The 22,461-nt window shown below is 68.0% G+C and carries 16 protein-coding genes and 1 riboswitch; of the genes, 6 read left to right on the top strand and 10 right to left on the bottom strand.

Annotated elements, in window-relative coordinates:
• Positions 1–35: 35 nt before the first annotated feature.
• Positions 36–977 (bottom strand): acyltransferase domain-containing protein, encoded by a 942-nt coding sequence (locus DD559_RS06545; RefSeq protein WP_133243786.1) that lies wholly within the window; start codon positions 975–977, stop codon positions 36–38.
• Here DD559_RS06545 and DD559_RS06550 point away from each other — a divergent pair.
• Positions 940–1,758 (top strand): 4'-phosphopantetheinyl transferase family protein, encoded by an 819-nt coding sequence (locus DD559_RS06550; protein WP_116468476.1) that lies wholly within the window; start codon positions 940–942, stop codon positions 1,756–1,758. The two genes, DD559_RS06545 and DD559_RS06550, sit on opposite strands and share 38 nt — an antisense overlap.
• Here the strand turns inward: DD559_RS06550 and DD559_RS06555 are convergent.
• The 4 genes from DD559_RS06555 to DD559_RS06570 are packed head-to-tail and all read right to left on the bottom strand — an operon-like array spanning position 1,650 to position 8,016.
• Positions 1,650–2,666 carry a diiron oxygenase gene (locus DD559_RS06555; RefSeq protein WP_116468477.1) on the bottom strand — a complete coding sequence of 339 codons (1,017 nt, stop codon included), beginning with the start codon at positions 2,664–2,666 and terminating at the stop codon, positions 1,650–1,652. The two genes, DD559_RS06550 and DD559_RS06555, sit on opposite strands and share 109 nt — an antisense overlap.
• Entirely contained in the window at positions 2,654–4,027 is a 1,374-nt protein-coding gene (locus DD559_RS06560; protein WP_116468478.1) for a cytochrome P450, read from the bottom strand. The genes DD559_RS06555 and DD559_RS06560 overlap by 13 nt, the downstream gene beginning before the upstream one ends.
• A 10-nt stretch (positions 4,028–4,037) precedes the next feature.
• Positions 4,038–5,873 carry an asparagine synthase (glutamine-hydrolyzing) gene (gene asnB, locus DD559_RS06565; RefSeq protein WP_165831021.1) on the bottom strand — a complete coding sequence of 612 codons (1,836 nt, stop codon included), beginning with the start codon at positions 5,871–5,873 and terminating at the stop codon, positions 4,038–4,040.
• Between the two features lie 13 nt (positions 5,874–5,886).
• Positions 5,887–8,016, bottom strand: coding sequence for a heavy metal translocating P-type ATPase (locus DD559_RS06570; protein WP_165831022.1), 2,130 nt, complete (start codon positions 8,014–8,016; stop codon positions 5,887–5,889).
• Between the two features lie 1,113 nt (positions 8,017–9,129).
• Positions 9,130–9,349: riboswitch (cobalamin riboswitch) on the top strand.
• Between the two features lie 178 nt (positions 9,350–9,527).
• On the opposite strand from DD559_RS06570, the gene DD559_RS06575 reads away from it, so the two are divergent.
• Both DD559_RS06575 and DD559_RS06580 read left to right on the top strand, forming a co-directional pair.
• Complete coding sequence (locus DD559_RS06575) at positions 9,528–11,513, top strand: TonB-dependent receptor plug domain-containing protein (protein WP_116468481.1); 1,986 nt, start codon at positions 9,528–9,530, stop codon at positions 11,511–11,513.
• Positions 11,514–11,515: 2 nt separating this feature from the next.
• Positions 11,516–13,033: a PepSY domain-containing protein gene (locus DD559_RS06580; RefSeq protein ID WP_116468482.1), complete on the top strand. Its 1,518-nt coding sequence runs from the start codon at positions 11,516–11,518 to the stop codon at positions 13,031–13,033.
• 24 nt (positions 13,034–13,057) lie between these two features.
• Here the strand turns inward: DD559_RS06580 and DD559_RS06585 are convergent, their stop codons facing one another.
• Complete coding sequence (locus tag DD559_RS06585) at positions 13,058–14,362, bottom strand: O-acetylhomoserine aminocarboxypropyltransferase/cysteine synthase family protein (RefSeq protein ID WP_116468483.1); 1,305 nt, start codon at positions 14,360–14,362, stop codon at positions 13,058–13,060.
• A 116-nt stretch (positions 14,363–14,478) separates the two neighbouring features.
• Positions 14,479–15,747: an MFS transporter gene (locus DD559_RS06590; protein ID WP_116468484.1), complete on the bottom strand. Its 1,269-nt coding sequence runs from the start codon at positions 15,745–15,747 to the stop codon at positions 14,479–14,481.
• Between the two features lie 254 nt (positions 15,748–16,001).
• On the opposite strand from DD559_RS06590, the gene DD559_RS06595 reads away from it, so the two are divergent.
• Positions 16,002–17,570, top strand: coding sequence for an aldehyde dehydrogenase (NADP(+)) (locus tag DD559_RS06595; protein ID WP_116468485.1), 1,569 nt, complete (start codon positions 16,002–16,004; stop codon positions 17,568–17,570).
• Between the two features lie 296 nt (positions 17,571–17,866).
• Positions 17,867–18,427, top strand: coding sequence for a hypothetical protein (locus DD559_RS19600; RefSeq protein WP_133243788.1), 561 nt, complete (start codon positions 17,867–17,869; stop codon positions 18,425–18,427).
• Positions 18,428–18,568: 141 nt separating this feature from the next.
• Here the strand turns inward: DD559_RS19600 and DD559_RS06600 are convergent, their stop codons facing one another.
• Genes DD559_RS06600 through DD559_RS06610 form a run of 3 tightly spaced genes read right to left on the bottom strand, consistent with a single transcriptional unit; the run spans position 18,569 to position 21,401 of the window.
• Positions 18,569–19,945, bottom strand: a complete 1,377-nt coding sequence (locus DD559_RS06600) for a glutamate--cysteine ligase (RefSeq protein ID WP_116468486.1) — start codon at positions 19,943–19,945, stop codon at positions 18,569–18,571.
• A 58-nt stretch (positions 19,946–20,003) separates the two neighbouring features.
• Entirely contained in the window at positions 20,004–20,744 is a 741-nt protein-coding gene (locus DD559_RS06605; protein WP_116468487.1) for a 16S rRNA (uracil(1498)-N(3))-methyltransferase, read from the bottom strand.
• Positions 20,745–20,792: 48 nt separating this feature from the next.
• A complete protein-coding gene (locus DD559_RS06610) occupies positions 20,793–21,401 on the bottom strand; it encodes an EF-hand domain-containing protein (protein WP_165831024.1) in 609 nt (202 codons plus the stop codon).
• 112 nt (positions 21,402–21,513) lie between these two features.
• Between DD559_RS06610 and ubiA the strand changes: the two genes are divergently transcribed.
• Entirely contained in the window at positions 21,514–22,446 is a 933-nt protein-coding gene (gene ubiA, locus DD559_RS06615) for a 4-hydroxybenzoate octaprenyltransferase (RefSeq protein ID WP_116468489.1), read from the top strand.
• Positions 22,447–22,461 lie beyond the last annotated feature (15 nt).

Consider the following 22,461-nt stretch of genomic DNA (forward strand, 5'->3'; position numbering starts at 1 on the left):
CGGGTGCCCGTGCCCCCCGCGTCCGTCGTACGGCGTCAGGCGGGGTGGCGGCACTGCCCCGCGATTCGATCGAGCCCGGCGGCATCCGGCCCCCGGGCGCCGCCGATCGCCAGCGCCCGCACCCGGCCGTTCGTCGCCCGGCGAGCGGCGGAGGTGAGTGCGCCCGAAGGACCTATATCGATGGCGATCGTGCCCGGTGCCGCTGCCTGGATCGCGCGATCGAACCGGATCGCAGCGCGCACCACGCGCCACAGATGGCCGGCATCGGCAGCCGCTATCTTGCCCCCGGCCGCTGCGGAGAGCAGCACCCCCGGCCCCTGCCAGCGCACCGCTTCGGCTGCGGCGGCCACCAGCGTCTGCGCCGGATCGATCAACGGGCTGTGTACCGGTGTCGGAACCGGTACCCGCTGCGCAACCGCGCCTTCCGCCTGCGCCCGTGCCATCACGCGGTCGATATCGGCGTCGGTCGCCGCGAACAGCAGCAGCCCCGGCGCATAGACGCCGGCGAGATGGGCGTCGGTCCAGTATCGGGCGGCATCCTCCAACGCAGGTTCGCCCAGTGCGAACAACAGGGTGCCGCGCGGCGCAACCTGCGCAATCGCCCTTGCCTGCGCCGCGATGAAGGCGAAGGCATCCTCCAGCGACATCGCGCCAGCGATCGCCAGCGCCGCAATCTCGCCGATGCTGCAGCCGAGCCAACCGTCCGCGCGCACCCCGCGATCGTTCAGCGCCGCCGCGCTGGCGATGCAGAACGCCGCCAGCGCCGCCGATCGATATCCCGGCTCGCCGTCCTCGGCCGTACCGTCCAGAAAGGCGCGCAGCGGCTGTGCGAAACTGGGTCGCGCGGCTTCGTCGCACTGGGCGATGCTGTCGGCAAAGCTGCGGTCGGCCAGCAGCGACCGGCCCATGCCCGGCACCTCCACACCCGAGCCCGGCAGCATGAACAACAGCGGCGGTAGCGCGTCCGAATCAGGCACGCGGGTCGCTTGGCTGGCGCTTCGCGATCTGGCGGACCCGGTGCTGGACCGCTTCGCGGCGCAGCTTCCGGCGACTGATGCCGATCGCGCGGCCCGCTTCCGCCGCCCGATCGATCGCCAGGCGTTCCTGGCCGGACGGCTGCTGCTCGATGCGCTGGCGGCGGCGGCGGGGTGTCGCTCTCCCCTGCGCATCGACGACACCGGCAAGCCTTGTTTCGCCGATGGCGGCCCCGATTTCAGCATCACCCACGCGGGCGGCTGGGTGGCGGTCGCGCTGGGCGGTGCGGCGCGCGTCGGCATAGATCTGGAACCAGTGGATCGCACCGTCGATGCAATGGCGCTGGCGCGTGGCGTGCTCGCGCCCGACGAACATGCCGCGTTGCGCAATGCAATGCCTTCTGCCCGCGCCGCGCAGTTCCTGGCGGCGTGGACGGTGAAGGAGGCATGGGCAAAGGCGCTGGGGCTGGGGCTTTCGGCAGACCTTACCCATGCGCGGCTCGATCTGGCCGCTAGCCGCATCACGGTTCCCGATGATTCGGACTGGACGATCGGCCTCTATTGCCCCGAACCGGGGCTGTATCTGTCGCTGGCGCTGCACCATCCCGATCATTCGCCGCCGCCGCCAATCGGTTTTGCGCGTGTCTCGTGGGCGGGGCACCAGCTGCGCTTCGATCATGCGTCGATCAGCCCGGAAGCGGCGAACCGATCGGCCACTTCCGCACGCTCGATCAGCTCGAATTCGTCGAGCAGTGCAAAGATCGCTGCCGATGCGGCGCGCTGATAGGGCTGGATGCGTTCCGGCACATACACCTCGGCCAGGATCTCCTCCGCATGGTGGGGCGCGATCCCGGCATGGGCAAGGTCGATCCCGATATTAACGAGATCGGGCGAAAGGAAATCGAGCAGCAGTTCGGGGATGACGGCGGCCAGTGCCGCCGACTCGCTGCCGCTCTGGTGGAGCAGTCGCGCCAGCAGGTCGCGATAGAAGAGGCCATGGCGCACTTCATCGGCGGCATGATCGCTCAGCACGCCGCGTACCGCCGCCGGCGTCGCATCGTTGCGCCGGGCATCGGAAAGATTGCCGGTGATCAGCATTTCCGAAAGCGCCGTGAACAGGAACCGGTTCAGTTCGCCCCCTTCCTGCGCCATCCGCGCGCGCAGGCGGCGCAGGAACAGCGGGGCCTGCGCCGGTGCCGGGGCGCGCCCCGAAGCCGCGATCACCTGCTGTGTCAGATCGGCGCAGAACAATGCGTGGTAGCTTTCGTCGCATGCGAGGCGATGCGCATCCACCCGTTCCCGCGCGTCGAGCGCAACCGGGCCATGGTCGGCGATCAGCAGCCGCGTGGTATCGGCAACGACGAACATCTCCAGATTGATCGTGAAATCCAGATAGCGATACAGCGCCAGGGTCAGCAGTTCCGGTATCGCCTCAGGATAGCGTGCCAGCACGATCGGGTGGGCGACGACCGGCACCAGCGCGCGCGGGAAAAGATCGAGTGCCAGGTCTTCCGGGTCGATCCGGCGTTGGGGCGCCCGGCGAACGGAGGCGCGTTCGTTCCAGTTCGCGAAGATCGTGCCGCCCGCCCGATCCGCCGCCGCCGTGCCGTTGCGCGGGCATCCGGTTAACTGCGACGCCTGGCAAAAGGCTTCGGCAGCGCATCCGGTGAAGAAACCGGCTAGGCCGCACATGGCTGCGTCTCGCGCACCGGGGCGGGCGGGCGGGCTGGGCGCGGCGTAGGATGGATCGTGAAGCTGGTATCGGGTGCCAGCAATCCGGTGCGCCGCACGGCCCGTAACGGCCGGTCCGACAGGCGAACATCCCAGTGTCGCACCATCTCTGCCAGGATCAGTTTCATCTCGAACAGCGCAAAGCCTGCGCCGATGCACTTGCGCCCGCCGCCGCCAAAGGGCTGCAATGCGAATTTGTGAAAGCTGGCACCCAGGAAGCGATCGGGATCGAAGCGTTTGGGATCGGGGAAAACCGCCGGATCCTGATGGGTCAGGTAGATCGAACTGCGCAGGAAGGTGCCGGCCGGGATGGGATGGCCGCCAATTTCCATCGCCTCCTCCGCAATGCGCCCCAGCGTCATCATGACCGGGGGGAAAATGCGCAGCGTTTCGTTGCAGACCGCTTCCAGATACGGAAGTTTGGCGACCGCTATCGGATCGGCATCTTCGCCCAGCGCTTCCAGCTCGTCGCGCAGCCGCGCCAGCACCGCCGGATAGCGGTTGACCCAATATATCGCCCAGGAAAGCGCCGTGGCGGTATTCTCATGCCCGGCCACCATCATCGTCATCAGCTCGTCCCGGATGTCGCTGTCTGGCAACGGCGCACCGGTTTCGTCGGTCGCCTCCAGCAGGATGCGCAGCACGGTCGGCGCGTTGCCGGGCGCCGCACGATCGGCCGCGATTTCGGCGAAGAAGGCTTGGTCGCAGGCGGTCTGCGCATCCAGCGTGCGGCGCCAGGCCGGCCAGCGGCGCGTCTGCAGTATCGGCAGCCACAGCGCGAGCACGGCGCCCACCGTCGAGGAAAACAGCATCCGGTCGGTCACGTCGCGGCGCAGTTTCTGCCGGCGCGGGCCTTCATGGTCGCCGAACACGATCTGCAGCATCACGTTCAGCGTGATTTCCTGCATCAGGTCGCGGACATTGGTGCCACCACCGGCGCGTTCTCGCGCTGCCATGCAGTCGCGCGTCATCGCCTGGATCGCATTGCCCCAGGCCAGCATCGTGCCACCCGCGAAGGGGGGCATCAGGATCCGCCGCCGATCACGATGTTCGCGGCCCGAAAGCAGCAGCACGGCGCGATCCCCCAGAAGCGGCCGAAGTTCGCTTTCGCCGGGCAGTGCCAGCCGGCGGTCGGTAAACAGCGTTTCCGTCGGCCCTGCACCGCTGATCAGGACCAGCGGCGTGCCCGGCTGGGGCATCGTGAAGATCGGCCCGAACTGCGCATAGGCGCGATCGAGATAGCCGAGCGGATCGCGCAGCCACTGCGCAATCTGTACGGCCATCGGGCCACGGGGTCCGGGGGGGAGGGCAGAGGGGTCCATCACATGTTCCTCAGCTGAGCCCGAAGGCCTGTTGCAGTATGCACGCACTGGCAAAGCGCTGGAGCGTCCGCTCCGCGGCGTGCAGGGTCATCCCCTGCTCCTCGCCCAACGCGGCAAAGCGGCGGCGCAGCGCCGGTGCATCCGCAAAGGGAAGATCGTCCAGCGCGCGCGAGTGCACCAAGTCGCCCAGCCGGGTCAGCAGCGGACCGTCCGGCGCCCGGGAAACCGGCGGCGCCAGATAGGGCCGCTTGCGCCCTTCAAACACTTCATCGGTCAGGAACGGGCGCACCGCGTGGCGCAGCAGCCTTTTGGTGATGGCAGGCCGTTCGGCCGGCGGGCGGCCCCGCACCGCGAACGCCGTTTCGATCATCCGGTGGTCGAGCAGCGGCAGGCGGGCTTCGATCGAGCTGGCGCGTTCCACGCCGTCGCCCAGCGACCGCAGCAGGAAATTGGCGAGCGCCGACCGCGCCCATAGATACAGCGACCGGTCCTGCGGGTCGCGATCCGCCACCGCGCCGGCAAGGTCGAACCTGTCGAGGAACAGGCGTAGCGGATCGGTGGCCCCGAAACGCGCGCGCATGTCGGGCGATAGCAGCGCCATTTCCGCCTGGCCGCGCAGCACGCTGCCGCCCAGCCATTCCGGCATCCCGCCCAGCAGGCGATAGCCGAAGGCGAGCTGCGGATGCTCCGCCCAGGCGGGCGGGCCGGGCCAGAGTTCGTCATAGCCGGCGAACGTTTCGTCCGCGCCTTCGCCGGTCAGCACCACGCGCAGGCCATCGGCGCGCGCCCTGCGGCTGAGCAGCAGCTTGCCGGCGGGGCCGAGATTGCCGATCAGCGTTTCGGTGTGCACGATCGCGCTGTCCAGCGCGTCGGCCAGTGCGTCGGCGGGAGCGTGCACCTCGTTCAGCGCCAACCCCAGCGCCTGTGCGGTGCGTTGGGCGGTGGCGCTTTCGTCATAGTCCGGGTCGTCGAAACGGATGGTATAGGCGGGCACGCTGTGGCCGAATTCCCGGGTGACGATCCCTGCAACCGTCGAAGAATCGACACCCCCGCTCAGATACATGCCCCAGCGCACCGCCGATCCGGGCACCCGCAGCCGCACCGCTTCGACGATGTCGTCGCGCAGGCGCTCCGCGGCATTGGGCAGGTCGGTATCGGGCAGGTCGCGTGCCAGCGGGATTGGAATATCCCAGTAGCGCTGGATCGAAAGTCCGCCATCGCCCAGCGTCAGGAAATGGCCGGGTTCCAGCTGCCGTACCCCGGCGAACAGCGTGCGGCCGGGCGCCAGCAGGCCGTGGCTTTGCAGGAACACGGCTTCCTCGTCCCAGCGCGCCGGCACGCCCATCGCGAACAGTGCCTTCGCTTCGGAGGCGAAGAATGTCTGCCCGTCATGCTCGGCAAAGAGCAGGGGTGCGATGCCATAGCGATCGCGTGCGGCGAACAAGGTGCGCTGTGTCTCGTCCCACAGCACGAAGGCGAATTCGCCGCGCAGCGCCGCAAGGCACGAGGCGCCTAGGCGATGGTGCAGGTGCAGCGCGACTTCGCTGTCGGACCCGGTGCGGAAGCGATATCCTTGTTGGCGCAAGGCGTCGCGCAGCGCTTCCCAGCCATAGAATTCGCCGTTGACGGTGATCGCGCGGTTGCCGTCGGCGTCCGGGATGGGCTGGTGGCCGCCGGCCAGGTCGGTCACCGCGAGCAGCGTGTGGCCCAGTGCCACGCTGCCCCCCGGCGCGAACCAGCGGCCGCGATAATCCGGCCCACGGTGGTGGAGTGCGGCCAGGCCGCGGTCCAGTAGCAGCGGATCGATCGGGCGACGGGGACTGTAGATTGCGGTTATGCCGCACATAGGGGGAAGTTCCTCACGATAGACCGGGAACGGCGGCTGCGGGGGCGCCGAGTGCGCGCGGCGACGGCGCATGGGCAGGCTCGGCTGCGGTATCCAGTGTCGGGTTCGCCGCACCCTCCCGGTGGGTGTCCGGCATCCGCATTGCGTTGATCAGCCCGGTGACGCGGGCGATATTGGCGACGACGACGGCACCGGCAAGCCCGGCACCGAACAGGATCGTCGCGCCGATCACCGCGCCGGTGCTCACCATGGAGATGCGGTAGCTAAGCTGCATGTTCGCATCCAGGCTGCGCGACAGTTCGAACAGCAGGAGCAGCGTCTCCAGGCTCTCCTCGATCATCACAACCTGTGCGGCATCGGTCGCGATCGTCGATGCGCCGTGGAACGATACCGATACCTGCGCCGCCTTCAGGGCGATCGAATCGTTGATGCCATCGCCCACGAAGCACACCGAATGCCCTTCGGCCTGCAATCCACGTACGATCTCCGCCTTGCCCTGCGGCAGCACGCCCGCGAAGTGGCGATCCACGCCCAGCCGCTCCGCCAGCGCGCGTGTCGGCACGGCATGGTCACCCGAAAGGATCACGACGCCCAGGCCCATCGCCTTCAGCTGCCGGATCGTCGATTCCGCGCCGGGTTTCAGCTGGGGCTGCAGCTCGACCGCGCCGATCAGCCGCTCGTCCAGGGCGACGAAGACGAAGGAGTGGCCGATCGCATGGGCGGCCTCCTCGGCTGACCTTGCTTCGGCATCGGCGGTGATATGCTCCGCCTCCAGGTAGCGCAGGCTGCCGACGCGGACGACGCCGTCGGGCAGGTCGACCCGTACGCCGAACCCGATATCGTAGCTGTTCTGGTCCGCCGCCGGTATCGCGAGGCCGGCATCCTGGGCGGCTGCCACGATCGCCCGCGCGATCGGGTGCGTCAGCCGCATCTCGGCGGCCGCGGCCAGCGCCAGCACCCGCGCGGGATCTTCTCCCCAGCCATGGGTGCGCATCAGCAGCGGCTGCGGCAGGGTAAGCGTGCCGGTCTTGTCGAACACGATCGTGTCCACCGATCGTAGCAACTCCAGCGAGCGTCCGTCCTTGATGTACAGTCCGCTCTGCGCGCCGGATTGCAGATGCTTCAGCACCGCCACCGGGCCGAGCACGCGCATCCCGGAACCGAAATCGGCGGCAAGTGCGGCAAGACCGGCGCCTGGCCCCTGCACGGCGAGCGCGGCGGCGCCGACCAGCAGCGACGGTATCGTCGCCTTGTCGGCCAGGGCCATGCCGCGGGCCTCTACCGTCGCCGCATAGCTGTTGGTGGCGTTCAGCGCGGCGCCAACCTGGGCCGCCATCGTCGCGGCACCGGTTTCGCGCGATCGCACCACCAGCCGGCCCGACACCACGATGGTGGATGCGAAAATCGCATCGCCGGGTGCCTTCTCCGCCAGCTGCGACTCTCCCGTCAGGATATGCTGGTCGACGCTGGCCGATCCTTCAACGATCTCGCCATCCACCGGCACCAGATCGCCGGCGCGCAGGACGATCAGGTCGCCCGCTTGCAGGGATTCAAACGCCAGTTCCGTCTCCACCCCGCCGACCAGGCCCCACACGACCCGTGGCTGGCGCGCATAGACGTCGATCAGCTTGCTCCGCGAATGATCTTCGGTCCGGAGTGCGATGTAATTGAAAAGACGGTAAAACCAGTACAATATGACGTTGATGAAAAACCAGCCCGAAACCAGGCTGCACACCATCGTGATGGCGTCGACGACGACGATGCGCGGCTTGCGTTCTACCGTGATCGAATGCCAAGCTTCATAGAAGAGGAAGCGTGCCTGCGCGAGGACCACGCCGGTGACGCACCAGAGCAGAGGCGCGAACAGCAGCTTGCCGATGCCCCCCAGCACCACCAGCCGCGTTGCGGCGGTGAGCTGGCTGCGAGCCCGCACCAGCGGCTCGGCGGGAACGGCGGGATCAGCGGCAGCGCCGTTCCCGCCGAAGTTACGGCCTTCCTCCAGATCGATGCTGGCGGCCGGCGCCGGTGCTTCGGTACGCGGCGTGGACGAATCGGCTGTTGGCACCGGTTCCAGCGCCGCCCCCCGCCACTGCGCGCGCAGGGCCCACAACACGCCGATAGCGATGCACAAGATGATCAGCATGGCCCGCTCCCCCTCGCGCGATGCTGTGACGTCATCGCGAGTGATCATCATTACGTATTTGTCGAAATATGCCAATGATGATTTTGCTTGGCACGCAAGTGTAATCGAAATGTGACTCCGTTTCGATCGTTAAATATATTGCCATTGTTAGAATCGGTGATACTTGCGGTCGTTCCGATACTGCGATTCTGCAGGTCGCTGTGGCCGCGATTTGAGCGACGAGGCCTATGCGCCGTGCCGGGTTGGCCAAGTGGCATAGACAGGCCAAGATCGTGTCCGACCGGCGTGCGGCAAGCAAGACGTTCTTGTGACGGTGGTGGCGTCGGCTCTTCGGAATAGTACGTTCTCGGCGATAGTTGCTGCTGACCATCGCGTATCCGCCGTCTTCAGGCTGCCGTTACGCTTAGGCCCCATCGGTGCGCGCCCAACGGAAATGGCCGCAGCCATTCTCGCAAAGCCATGCATCTTCCGACGGAATGGGCCCCGTTTTTCGATACCCTTTGGGCGTTGGGCGGCGGCGGCGTGATATTGTCGGTCGCTCGCAATGCGCCGGGCATCGGCTCCGACGCATCCCTGGGGGCAGGCCTTGGCCCCCCGCACCGCAAACCGGGTCCGCGGGTTGGAGTACGCTGCCTTGCTCTGTTGTCGCTCCCCCTCCCGATCGGGCGGCGCCGGTCGGTTCTGCCCCTGGTCGAGGGAGCGCAATGGCGATGTTGAAACCCGTGCGCGGGGTTACGCCGGCGCGAACGCACCGTAACCCAACCGTTGCGGCCTTTGCCGCCATGCCTTCCCGAACATAGCGTCCGCCTCGAAAGCAACGAGAAACAGGAGGAGAGCATGGCACGCAAGGTTCGTCCGGTACCCGGCGGGACTGGGGAGAGGCGCAGAAACGCGCGCATCGGCAAAGGGCGGCCTTCGCGGTCCAGGCCGGGGCTGTATCGTTAGAATTTTCTCAAGATAGCACTGCGTTGCTCGGATCTGCCTGTCGGGCGGCTTGCCTGGAAAAGGCGGGGCGCGGGGCGTGCCGGCACCGACGCTGGGGAACAACCATCCGATGCCTTGCGGTACCCGCCGCGTGCATCTACCAAAGCAATGCTTCCGGCATTCCTTGCCGCGAGCGAAGATCGCGCCGGTGCCTCGACGAGAGGCTTAAAAGGGAACGCGGTGAAGGCGGCATGCCGCCCGAATCCGAGGCTGTCCCTGCAACTGTAAGCGGTGAGCGAGACGCACGGGCTTCCAGCACGGAAGCAGCCACTGGGCCCCAGGGCCTGGGAAGGCGTGCATCGAGCGACGACCCGTGAGCCAGGAGACCTGCCGGCGTCTGGTCGCTCTTGCCTTGGTCCAGGGGATGGCCGCGGCACGGTGTACTCCGTCTGAGCGACGAACGAGCGGCGGGAGCCGCATCGGTCACGTGCGTCGGTCGCCCATGGCGTCCGGCCGGCGCCGTGCGCCGACCGTTCGCGTGAACGGCACGCTCCTGCCCGACGTCGACGACGCCGGGGGTAACATTGATGAACGTCCTTTCCCTTTCGCGGTGTGCGGCCGCTTTCGCCGTTGCGGCTACCGCTTGCTTCCAGCCTGCCCATGCGCAGACCGAGGACGCAGCCGATACGCTGGTGGTCACCGGCACCAGCCTGGAGGAAACGCTGCCGCGCCAGCGTGCCCGCTATGGCAGCGATCTCGCATTGCTCACCGAAACCCAGGTCCGGGAAGGCGGCGCGGTCGATGTCGCGACGGCGCTGCGCACCGTGCCCGGCCTCTACGTGCAGCCCGGCAGCGGGCCGTTCAGCTATGTCGACGTGTCGCTACAGGGCTCGCGGACCCAGGACGTGCTGTGGACTGTCGATGGCATCCGCATCAACAACCGGCTTTATGGTGGCACCTCGCCGAACGACACGCTGCCCGCCAGCATGATCGAACGGGTCGAGGTGCTGAAGGGTGGCGAGAGCCTGTTCTACGGCACCCAGGCCGCCGCGGGCGTGATCAATGTCGTCACGCGCGACTTTGCCGATCGCTTTGGCGGCCAGCTGGACGCCGGCGTCGATAGCTTCGGCGGCACCAACCTCGGCGGCTATGTGCGGGGTGGATCGGGAAGGCACCAGTTCGTCGCCTGGGGCGCGTATAATCGCTCCGAAGGCTATCGGCCCTATAGCCGCATGGAGCCCAGCGCAACCGATCGTGCCCGCGGCTACGACCTGTGGTCGGTCGGCGGCAAATATCGCTACGATCTCGGCCCCGACTGGCGGTTCAACCTGCAATATATCCACACCGAGGCGAAGCTCGACAATCTCAGCCCCACCCGCACCCGCGAAAGCCGCAATGATCGCAACGAAGAGATCGCCAGCGTCCGGCTCGATTATGTCGGTAGCGATGTGGTGCAGCTGTTCCTCAAGGGCTATTTCCACGACTGGAAGACCGCCTATGTCCAGATCCGCAACCCGGTAGGCGGCGGCGCACCGATCGTCGTCTATCCCGCCGGCACCTTTTGGGGCTTCAAGGACTATGGCGGCAGCGCGCTGGTCCAACTGCGGCCGCATCGCGGGCTCGATTACCTGATCGGCTATGATTTCCAGCAGTTCAGCGGGCGCGACGATGTGCTGCGCATCGCCGCGACCAAGGAACGGGTCCACGCCGGCACCTTCCAGATCCGTACCAACGACGATCTCTCGCGCCGCGCGCGGCTGTCGGCCGGGCTGCGGTACAATGACGGCAGCGGATCCCGGAAGACGGTGTGGAACGTCACCGGCCGGATGGAGCTGGCTGACAATCTGTTCGCCCAGGCCAATGGCGGCACCTCGTTCCTGCTGCCCAGCGCCTCGCAACTCTACCAGATCGATCCCTGTTGCGAGCGCGGCAATCCCAACCTCAAGCCGGAAGAGAGCCTCAGCGTCAATGCAGGCCTCGGCGGTACGCTGGCGGGCGGGCGTTTCCACTGGCAGGCCACGGTGTTCGCCCGGCGCATCGATCATCTGATCGACATCGATACCGCCAACCCCGCCTATCCGGATGGCATCTACCGCAATTCGGCGTCGCGCGTGAACGTGCGCGGCGCGGAACTGGTGCTGGGTGCGGTGATCGCGGATGCCTGGCATCTCGACGCGAGCTACACCTATGCCCGCGCGCGCAATGCGGGATCGTCGCTCCAGCGCGACCGCACGCCCGAGCAGCTGGCCCGCGGCACGCTCGCCTGGCGGCCGCGCACGCTTCCGGTCGGGGCCAGCGCCTCGGTCAACTGGGTGGGCGATGCCTATGCCACGGCGAGCGGCTTCGGCCGGCGCAACTATGGCAAGTACGCGATCGTCGATGTTGGCGTGCAGCTCTTTCCCGATGCCGCGCGGCGGCACCGTTTCGCCATCAACGTCGAGAATCTTTTCGACCGCGACTATGCGACGCGCGGCTTCCAGTCCGCGGTGCCGGACAGCGGGGTGGGGCGGTTCCTCTACTTCACCCGCGGCGTGCCGCGGACGCTGCGCGTCAGCTACGGCCTGGGGTTCTGACGATGCCCAAGGCGGTCCTCGTCCTGCACCGCTGGCTGGGCGTCGTCATCGGGCTGGTGATGACGCTCTGGTGCCTGTCGGGCTTCGTGATGATGTATGTCGATTATCCGCGGCTCACCCCGGCGGAGCAGGTGCGGGGATTGCCGCCGCTGCGGCTGCCGGCAGCGGCAGCGTTGGCGCGGATCGACCTGCCGGACGATCTGCCCCTGGCCTCGGCGCGGCTGGAGGCCATGGCCGGCCGCACCGTTCTGCGCATCGTCCCCGCCGCCGCACCGGCGCGGCGGATCGAGCAGGCGCGCGCGACGCCGGGCAGCTACGATCTCGCCACTGGTGCGCGCTTGGCCGAACTGGCGCCGTCCGACATCCGCCGGATCGCCTCCGACTATGCCGCGCAGACCGGCATTTCGGGCGCGACGATTCGCATGGCAGAGACCGGCATCGACCAGTGGACGGTGCAGACCTACCGCGCCAATCGGCCGCTCACCCGCGTCGACTATGCCGATCCGGCCGGCACGAGCGTGTACGTTGCCGGCAGAAGCGGCGAGATCGTCCAGCAGACGACGCGCTTCGAGCGCTTCTGGGGCTGGCTCGGCGCGGTGCCGCACTGGCTCTATCCCACGCTCCTCCGCCAGAACGGCGCTGCCTGGAGCCAGGTGGTGATCTGGACCTCCCTGATCGGCTGCTTCCTGACGGTCACCGGCATCTGGGTCGGCATCGCCCGGTTGCGACGGCGGAAGGACGGCAGCTTCGGTTCGCCCTATACGGGGCTGTGGTGGTGGCACCATGTCTTCGGGCTGGTCTTCGGGATGCTGACGCTGAGCTGGGTCGCGAGCGGGCTGCTCTCGATGAATCCCTGGGGGTTCCTCGACAGCCGCGCCGATGCCGCCGAACGCCGGCAACTCGCCGGAACGATGACCTGGGGCGGGGTGCGCGCCGCGCTTGCCCGGCTCGATCGCATCCCTGCCGATACCCGCCGGGTGGAGAGCGTCGCCATGGGCGGACGGCTGTTCCTGGCGGCGATCGGCGGGTCCGGCACCGCGATGCGCTTCGACGACCGGGGCGAACCCGCGCCGTTGCGACGCGAGGCGCTGGCAGCGGCACTTCGCACCGGCCCGCCGCTCGCCAGCCTCCACCTGCTGACGACCGAGGATGCCTATTATTACGGCCACAAGGCCCCGGTGACCCTGCCGGTATGGCGGGCGGTGCGCGCCGATCGCGAGGCCACCCGGCTCTATATCGACGCGAAGAGCGGGAAGCTGCTGTGCGCGGTGGACGGCAATGCGCGGGCCTATCGCTGGCTGCAGGACGGTCTGCACCGGCTCGATCTGCCGGGCCTTCGGTCGCGCCCGGTCTGGGATCTCGTGGTGCTGCCGTTGCTTGCCATGGTCACGCTGGTCTGCGCCACCGGCAGCTGGATGGGGCTGCGCAAGGCGAAACGGGACTTGCGCCGCATGCGTCGGCGATGGCGGGTGCGCGCCGAAGCCCGCCCGCCATCGCGTTCGATCCGGGACCTGCGGTAGGGTACGCGGCCGCGCGCGGCCGGATCAGCGCGCGCCCGCCGCCTTGTCCAGCGCCTGGCCCAGATCGGCGAGGATGTCGTCGCTATGCTCCAGCCCGATCGACAGGCGGACATAGCCGTCCGACACGCCGGTCACGGCCTGCTCCTCGGCCGAAAGCTGGGAATGGGTGGTCGATGCTGGATGGATGGCGAGGCTGCGCGCGTCCCCGATATTGGCGACATGGTAAAAGAGCTGCAGCGCGTTGATGAACGCCCGGCCTGCCGCGCTGCCGTCCGCCAGCTCGAAACCGACCAGCCCGCCCTGGCCGCCGGTCAGCACGCGTGCGGCGCGTTCGGCCTGCACGCCGGTCTGCACCGAGGGATGGATCACCCTTGTCACCTCGGGCCGCGATTGCAGATAGGCGACAACCTTGGCGGCATTCTCGCAGTGGCGCGGCATCCGCAGCGGCAGTGTTTCCAGCCCTTGAAGGATCTGGAAGGCGTTGGTGGGCGACAGCGCCGCGCCCAGATCGCGCAGCAGCACGGTGCGGGCGCGCAGGATATAGGCGATCGGCCCCAGCGGCTTGGCCGCCTGGCTCCAAACCGCGCCGTGATAGCTGGGATCGGGCGTGTTGAGCAGCGGCTGGCGTTCCGGAAACGCTTCCCAGTCGAAATTGCCGCCATCGACGATCATCCCGCCGATCGAGGTGCCGTGGCCGCCGATATACTTCGTCGTCGAATAGACCACGATGGCGGCACCATGGTCGAACGGCCGCGCGATCAGCGGTGCCGCGGTATTGTCGACGATCAGCGGGATGCCCAGCGGCCGGCCCAGCGCCGCGATCTCGCCGATCGGCGCCACGATCAGCTTGGGGTTGGGCAGCGTCTCGACATACCAGGCGCGGGTGCGCTCGTCGCTGGCGCGCACGAACGCCTCCGGATCGGCGGGATCGACGAAGCGGACCTCGATGCCCATGTCCTTCAGCGTATTGGCGAACAGGTTCCAGGTGCCGCCATACAGGTCGGTGCCGCTGACGATATTGTCGCCGGCGCGGGCGAGGTTCTGCACCGCATAGGCCGACGCGGCCTGGCCCGAGGCGACCGCCAGCGCCGCCGCACCGCCTTCGAGCGCAGCGATGCGCTGCTCCAGCACGTCCGTCGTCGGGTTGCCCAGCCGGGTATAGATGTTGCCGAGCTCGCGCAGCGCGAACAGGTTGGCCGCGTGGTCGGTGTCGCGAAACTGGTACGAGGTTGTCTGGTAGATCGGTGGCACCACCGCGCCGGTACTCGGGTCGGCGCGCCAGCCGGCGTGCAGCGCCAGGGTTTCGGGGTGCAGCGGGCGATCGGGCATGATTGTCGTTCCTCTCAAAAGGCGCATCTATCCTGTTGGGGCAATGCTAGCGGGCCGGCGCGACAAGGGGAGATAGTTTTGCTTGGGGCGGTGCGTACCCAATCTCGACGCGCTGCTCATGCGTGCCGGGGCGGAACCCCGGCGCAGGCGGGCCGCAGCGTAGCCGCAAAGCCGATCCACAGCGCAAGGCTCACCAATGCGAAGCTGCCCAATAGGTAGAAGGCGGCGTGAAAGCCGATCGTTTCCGCCAGCCAGCCGCCGATCGCCGGGCTTAGCGAGGCGCCGACGCCCTGCACCGTCATCACCGCGCCTTGCCCGACATTCACCCGCCCGGTGCCGTCGAGCATACAGGCGACCAGCCCCGGCACGGCCACGCTCTGCAACCCTGCGCCGATGCCGTCCAGCGCCTGCACCGGCCACACGCCCCAATGCTCGATGAAGCTGCCCGCCAGCGCGCCGCGCAGCGGCAACGCCGCGAACGAGATCAGCAGCACCAGCCAATAGCCGCGCCCCGCCGCGATCCGCATCGCCACCAGCGACGCGACGATCATCACCGCCTGCGCCACGACGACCGTCGTCGCGGTGAACAGCGCCGCATCGCCCTTGCCCGCGCCAACCACCGCCAGCCCATAGAGCGGGAGCATCGCGCCGTTGCCGAGGTGGAAACACGCCAGCGCCGCCGCCAGGATCAGCAGCGGCTTGGTACGGAACAGGGCGGCGAATCCTTCCGCCTTGCTGCCTTGGTCTTCGCCCGCCTGAGCCTCCAGCCCGCGTGCGGCGGCATGGTCGATCGCGCGTTCGGGGATCAGCAGCACGCAGCTGATCGCGAGTGCGCCGAACAAGGCGGCGAGGAGGAAGATCGCCGACATCCCATATCTCCAGCCCAGCCAGCCGGACAGGCCGGCGCCGACCATGTTGCCGGCATGGTTCCACGCCTGGTTCCTGCCGTTCTGGGCGTTGAAGCCACGCTGGCGGACGATCCCCAGCGTCATGCCCGCCACCGCCGGGCCGATCATCGCGCCGGCGATCGCCGTGGCGATCTGGCTCACCGTCACCACCCAGCCGGCCTGCGACAACAGGATCAGGAACGAGGCGAGCAGCGTGCAGATGCCGGTGACGATTACCACCAGCCGCTTCTTCTCGGTATGGTCGATGAACGCGCCAGCGGGGGCGGTCATCACCATGCCGGCAATCCCGCCCGCGGTCATCACCGTGCCGATCGGCCCCGCGGTCCAGCCGCGCTGTTGCAGGAACACGCCGAGGAACGGGCCGATACCCGCCTGCATGTCCGCCATGAAGAAGTTCAGCGCCTGCAGCGCACGGGTGGCGCGCCTGCGGTCGCCGCCGCCCGTGGCAGTGGGGCCTGTTGCCGTCGCCGTCGCCATCCGCACTGCCTTTCGAAGATCGTGCGGGGCCTAACTGTGCAAAGGTTTGAAATATCCCGGCACCGGCTAATTTGGGTTAGCGCATCGCATCTGCCCGGAGTATTAGCGCCCTCGAACGGGCAGGGCATTCGCTGGATTCCCTGCCCGGGCTGTCGGCATTGGACGTCGGGGCGGTTGCGCCGCGAACGTCCAGCGCCTACCTGCCGCCCATACTGTTACCGCTAACTTCATTATCCAATCGGAGAGATCTCGCCATGGCGCTGACCGGAGAATTGTTCATCGCATCGAAGCGCGTCGCCCGCGACGCCGGCTTCCGCGCCGTTGCCGCCGCCACCGGCAGCGAGATCGAGCCCAGCTTCAGCACCGCGACGCTGGAAGACGTCGATGCCGCCTGCGCCGCTGCAGAAGCCGCGTTCCTGCCCTATTCGAGCCTGTCGCGCGAGGAACGTGCCAAGTTCCTCGAAGCGATCGCCGAGGAGATCGAAGCGCTGGGCGACGAACTGATCGAGCGCGCGATGCAGGAAAGCGGCCTGCCCCAGGCCCGCCTGCAGGGCGAGCGCGGCCGCACCGCCGGCCAGCTGCGCCTGTTCGCCAAGGAACTGCGCCTGGGCGATTATCTGCGCGTCCGCATCGACCATGCAATCCCCGATCGCGCGCCGCTGCCGAAGCCCGACCTGCGCCTGCGGATGGTGCCGCTGGGCCCGGTCGCGGTGTTCGGCGCGTCGAACTTCCCGCTCGCCTTCTCGACCGCCGGCGGCGACACCGCCTCGGCGCTCGCCGCCGGTTGTCCGGTGGTGGTGAAGGGCCACCCGGCGCATCCGGGTACGGCCGAGCTGGTCGCGAGCGCGATTCAGCGTGCCGTGGAAAAGACCGGCATGCCCGCGGGCGTGTTCTCGATGGTCGCCGGCACGGCGAACGAGCTGGGCGAGGCGCTGGTCCGCGATCCGCGCATCACCGCGGTGGGCTTCACCGGCTCGCGTGGCGGTGGCCTGGCGCTGGTCCGCATCGCGCAGAGCCGCCCGGTGCCGATTCCCGTCTATGCCGAGATGAGCAGCATCAACCCCGTCTTCCTGCTGCCGGCGGCGCTGGAAGCCCGCGCCGAGGCGCTGGGCAAGGGCTATGTCGCCTCGGTGACGATGGGCGCGGGCCAGTTCTGCACCAATCCGGGTCTCGTGCTGGCGCTGGAAGGCCCGGCGCTGGAGCGCTTCCTGGCGGCCGCCAGCGAAGCGATGCTCGGCGCGCCGGCGCAGGTGATGCTCACCCCGAACATCCACAAGGCCTATGAGAGCGGCGTCTCGAAGCTCGCGGGCGTGCCGACCGTCGAACAGATCGCCCAGGGCGTCGAGCCGCAGGGCCCGACCTGCGCGCGCGGCGCGCTGTTCACGATGAAGGGCGCGGATTTCATCGCCGATCCGAGCCATGCCGAGGAAATCTTCGGCGCGACCTCGCTGCTGGTGCGCTGCGCCAGCGTCGACGAGCTGAAGAAGGTCATCTCGCTGCTCGAAGGCCAGCTGACCACCACGCTGCACATGGACGACGCCGACGTTGCCATCGCGCAGGAGTTGCTGCCGTCGCTGGAGCGCCTCGCCGGCCGCATCCTCGCCAATGGCTGGCCGACTGGCGTGGAAGTGACCGACGCGATGGTCCATGGCGGTCCGTTCCCGTCGACCTCGGACGGCCGCAGCACCTCGGTGGGCACGCTGGCGATCGGCCGCTATCTGCGCCCGGTGTCGTACCAGGACCTGCCGGAAGCACTGCTCCCGGCGGACCTGCGGGACGGTGCGGGTGTGCCGGCGCGCGTGGACGGCAAGCCGACGGTTTGAGTCGACCTTCCTGGAACTCCCCTCCCGGTTCGGGAGGGGAGCCATACCAAGTTGCACGTATAAGAACCCATCGCTGCTCCCATTTCGTCACCCCGGCGAAAGCCGGGGTCCATTGGGGTCTCGCCATCGGCTCTTGCCGCGAGCGATAGGCGAATGGATCCCGGCTTTCGCGGGGACGACGGCGTGTGGTGGGACGAGTCTGCCTCAATGCGCCTCGATATCAAAAGGCCGTTCCTGCCGTTGCCCATAACGTGGACGCCGTTGAGCCCGCGAGCGTTTGGGCGTAGATGCCGAGCATGAAGTGGCTCGCACTTGCAGCTCTAGGCGTCGTTGGAAGTCTTGTCTTCTTCTCCAGCGGGACACGCAAGCTGAACGGTCATGTCTTCGCCGTTCCGGCAGCGAACGATATTCCGGATAGTTCAACGCCCTTTTTTCTTCCACTTCCCGGACCGGGCGATGGATTCTCCTTCTGTCTCAATCCCGAAGCAGATTTGCGCGCGCAGATTTTGATAGGCGTTGAGAGCAAGAAGCAGATTTGCTCGCGCGCAGCCGGATCGGAGGCGCTCGTAAATCATACGGTCTGCGCTCCAACAATGCCGCCGTGGCGTGGTGTAGCAATGCGGAAAAATAGGGATGGGGTACTCTGGCGGTATGAACTGCCAAGCGCCAGCGGTAACGTCGCTGCCGCGCCGGTGAGTTGCTTTGCGCTTGCAGACAATTCGGGCGATGGCCTGTGCACCGCCCGGCTCCCGTACAAGGATCTGATTTTGTCGATCCATCTGCGGGACAGCCGGATGTCGGCGCTGGAAGCGTCGTATGCGGACGCCGTGAGCAAGCTTGAAAGCTGGGAACGCTAAAGTCTCTTATCCTCCCCCGCCAGGGGGAGGTGGCGCCGTAGGCGACGGAGGGGGAGGTAAGCGACCGACCAGCCGTCGTGCTTCCTCCCCCTCCGTCAGGCTGCGCCTGACACCTCCCCCTGGCGGGGGAGGATCGCAGGATCAGAATTTCGCCTCGCCATAGACCCGGGTGATGTCCCCCTGCCAGTCGCCATGGTAGCGATCGAGCAGCACCTGCGCCGGCACCTTGCCGGTCCGCACGATCTCGCGCAGCGGATCGAGGAAGCCGGACTCGTTGTCCCCCGAGCCGTTCAACCGGCCGCGCGCCTTGAGGCCCGCGCCGGCGATGTCCAGTACTTCGCCGGCAATGTCCGCCAGCTTGCCGCCGCCCGGCAGCGGCGCATCCAGCGCCAGCTTGGGCACCGCGCTGCGCAGCGCCTCGCGGCCTTCCATCGACCAGCCCTTCACCAGATCCCAGGCGGCATCGAGCGCGCCCGAATCGTAAAGCAGGCCCACCCACAGCGCCGGCAGCGCGCAGATGCGGCCCCAGCGGCCGCCGTCTGCGCCGCGCATCTCGAGGAACTGCTTCATCCGCACTTCGGGGAAGGCGGTGGAGAGATGGTCGGCCCAGTCGTCCATCGTCGGCAGCTCGCCGGGCAGGACCGAAAGCTCGCCCTTCAGGAAGTCGCGGAAGCTCAGGCCCGCCGCGTCGATATACTTGCCGTCGCGGTAGACGAAGTACATCGGCACATCGAGCGCATAGTCGGCATAGCGCTCATAGCCGAAGCCGTCCTCGAACACGAAGGGCAACATGCCGGTGCGGGCCGGATCGGTGTCCGACCAGATATGGCTGCGATAGGAGAGATAGCCGTTAGGCTTGCCCTCGGTGAAGGGCGAGTTGGCGAACAGCGCGGTCGCCAGCGGCTGGAGCGCCAGGCCGACGCGGAACTTCTTCGCCATGTCGGCTTCGCTGGCATAGTCCAGGTTCACCTGGATCGTGCAGGTACGCAGCATCATGTCGAGCCCGAGGCTCCCCACGCGCGGCATGTGGCGCAGCATGATCTCGTAGCGGCCCTTGGGCATGATCGGCAGCTCGGCGCGGGTCTTGTCCGGCCACATGCCCATGCCGAGGAAGCCGATGCCGAGCCGGTCGCCCACCGCCTTGACCTGCTTGAGGTGGCGGCCGGTTTCGGCGCAGGTGTCGTGCAGGTTTTCCAGCGGTGCGCCGGAGAGCTCGAACTGGCCGGCCGGCTCCAGGCTGATCGCGCCGTCGGGGCCGGACAGGGCGATGACGTGCTCGCCCTCGTAGATCGGCTTCCAGCCGAATTCGGTGAGGCCGATCAGCAGCGCATGGATGCCGCCGCGCTCTTCATAGCTGGGCGCGCGGTGGCTGCCGTCCATCCAGTAGACGAACTTCTCATGCTCGGTGCCGATGCGCCAGCGCTCCGCCGGCTTCTCGCCCTTGGCGAAATATTCCACCAGCTGGGCGCGATCCTCGATGACCGCCGCGGTCTTGGTCGAAACGGTCTTGGTGCTCATTTTCGCGCCCTTAACGATGCCGACGAAACGACGCCAGCGGATTTTTGTACCGGTCGGTTTACCAGTCGCCGGCGGCGCCCATCCACAGGCTCACCGCCGCCGCCGCCGCGGTCTCGGCGCGCAGGATGCGGGGGCCGAGCGCGATGCCGATGGCTTGCGGAACGGCGCGAATCGATTCGCGTTCCTCGGCGTCGAATCCGCCCTCGGGGCCGACCAGGATCGCGGCGGGACCGGGATGGCCGCGCATTGCCTCCAGCGCGGGCACGCCGCCGGTCTCGTCGGCGAAGAACAGCGCACGGGTCTCCGGCCAAGTGCGGAGCAGCGCGGGGAGCTTCACCGGCTCTACCAGTTCGGGCAGCGCAGTGCGGCCGCATTGCTCGGCGGCTTCGATCATGTGGCTGCGCAGGCGATCGAGGTTGAGCCGGTCGATCACCGTGCGGCGGGTGAGCACCGGCACCAGCCGCGCGACGCCCAGTTCGCACGCTTTCTCCGCGACCCAGTCGATGCGGCCCTTCTTGATCGGCGCGGCGCAGAGCCACAGGTCCGGCACCGCCTCGTGCGAGCGCAGCTGCTCGGTGATCTCCAGCGTCAGGTCGCGCTTGCCGATATCGCGGGCGATGCCGAGCCATTCGCCGTTCGCGTTGTCGAACAACTTCACCGCCTCGCCCGGCTTCAGCCGCATCACCGATCCCAGATAATGCGCCTGCGGGCCGTCGATCCGGCGAAGTCCAGGTTCGAGCGGGCCGTCGACGAACAGGCGGGGGGCGGATTGTGGCGGCCAGGCGGGGGTTGCGGGCATGGGATGGGGCTTTAGCCGGGTGAAGCCCTCCGCGTCCATCGCCCCCCCTCAGCGGCGACCGCGCCGCTTTCCGCCCGCACGCAGTTCGGGGAGCTCCTGCCTGGTGATCCGGCCGTCATGATCGGTATCGAGCAGGTCGAACCGGCGCTTGGCCGCGGCCATGAACTCGATCATCGAAACGCCGCCGTTCAGGCTCGAATCGGCGGCCGTCACCGGCTCGGGGCTGCCGAGATAGTTGAAGCGGGCAAGGCCGCTCAGCACGCGGGTAGAGCCGACATCCGCTGCCTTGACCTGGCCGTCGCTGCCCATGGTCGGGCCGCCGGTTTCGTATCCGCCGCCGCGTGCCTCGGGGGCGAGCACGGTTTCATACACTTCGATGTCGCCGGGGTCGATTTCGCCGTCGCCCTTGCGATCGAGCACCTTGAACCAGCGCGCCGCGTCGTCGCGGAACTCGTCGAGAGTCAGCGCGCCGTCGTGATTGGCGTCGGCGCCGTCGAACCAGGCATCCTGCGGCGCCTTGCCGTCCGGTTGCCCGCGAAAGGGCTCGCCCATCGGGCTGATGAACAGGCCCCGCGGACGCGGCGGCTCCGGCCTGTCCTGCGCGTGCGCCACTCCCGTCAGCGCCAGCAAGCATCCTGCGACCAGCAAACTCCGCATCATTTCCCTCCCGGTCAAACCCACGCGCTCCGCTATGCCCCGATTGGCGCCAAAATATGCCCGAAAAATTTCGGCTTGGGTGCGCGCGTGCATCTATGGCAGCAGGCACGTTATGACCAGCGCCACTCCCATCGTTCCCGATACCGAGCATCGCGGCCTGCTCGGCCTGCTGCCGCGTGCCTGGCGGCCCTATGCGCTGCTCGCCCGGTTCGATCGGCCGATCGGTTGGTGGCTGCTGTTCCTGCCCTGTGCCTGGGGGGCGCTGCTCTCTGGCCTGCCCAATGGCGACTGGTGGCGGATCGGCGCGATGCTGGCGGGCGCGATCGCGATGCGCGGCGCGGGCTGTGTCTATAACGACATCGTCGATCGCGACCTCGACGCGCAGGTCGAGCGCACCCGCAGCCGCCCGCTGCCCAGCGGCGCGGTCTCGGTCCGCGCGGCCTGGACCTGGTTGCTGGTGCTGCTCGCGATCGGGCTCGGCGCGTGGCTGGCGATGCCCTGGCCGGCCAAGCTCTGGTCGCTGGTGACATTGCCGGTGGTCGCCGCCTATCCGTTCATGAAGCGCATCACCTGGTGGCCGCAGGCGTTCCTGGGCATCGTGTTCGGATCGGGCGCGGTGGTGGGGTTTGTCGCCGGCGATCCGGCGGCGGCGTTCGCCAGCCGGCAGGGGGCAGAGTGGTGGCTCTATGCCGGCACGATCCTGTGGGTGATCGGCTATGACACGATCTACGCGCTGCAGGACGTCGAAGACGATGCGATCGTGGGTGTGCGCTCTTCGGCCCGGCGGATGGGCCGCCATGTCCGCGGCGGGGTGGGGCTGCTCTATGCGGGCGCGCTGGCGCTGTGGGGCGCGGCGTTCTGGGCCGTGCGCCCCGATCCGCTGGCGCTGGTCGTGCTGCTGCCAGCGGCGCTGCATCTTGCCTGGCAGATCGCGACGCTCAAGCCTGTAGACGGCGCCAACGCGCTGCATCGCTTCCGCGCCAATCGCGACACCGGCTTGCTGATGGTCGCCGCCTGCGCCGTCGTCGGAATGTCCGGACTTTGATTTTGTCTCCCCGCG

The sequence above is a fragment of the Sphingomonas pokkalii genome (assembly GCF_003096275.1).
Lineage (GTDB): Bacteria > Pseudomonadota > Alphaproteobacteria > Sphingomonadales > Sphingomonadaceae > Sphingomonas > Sphingomonas pokkalii.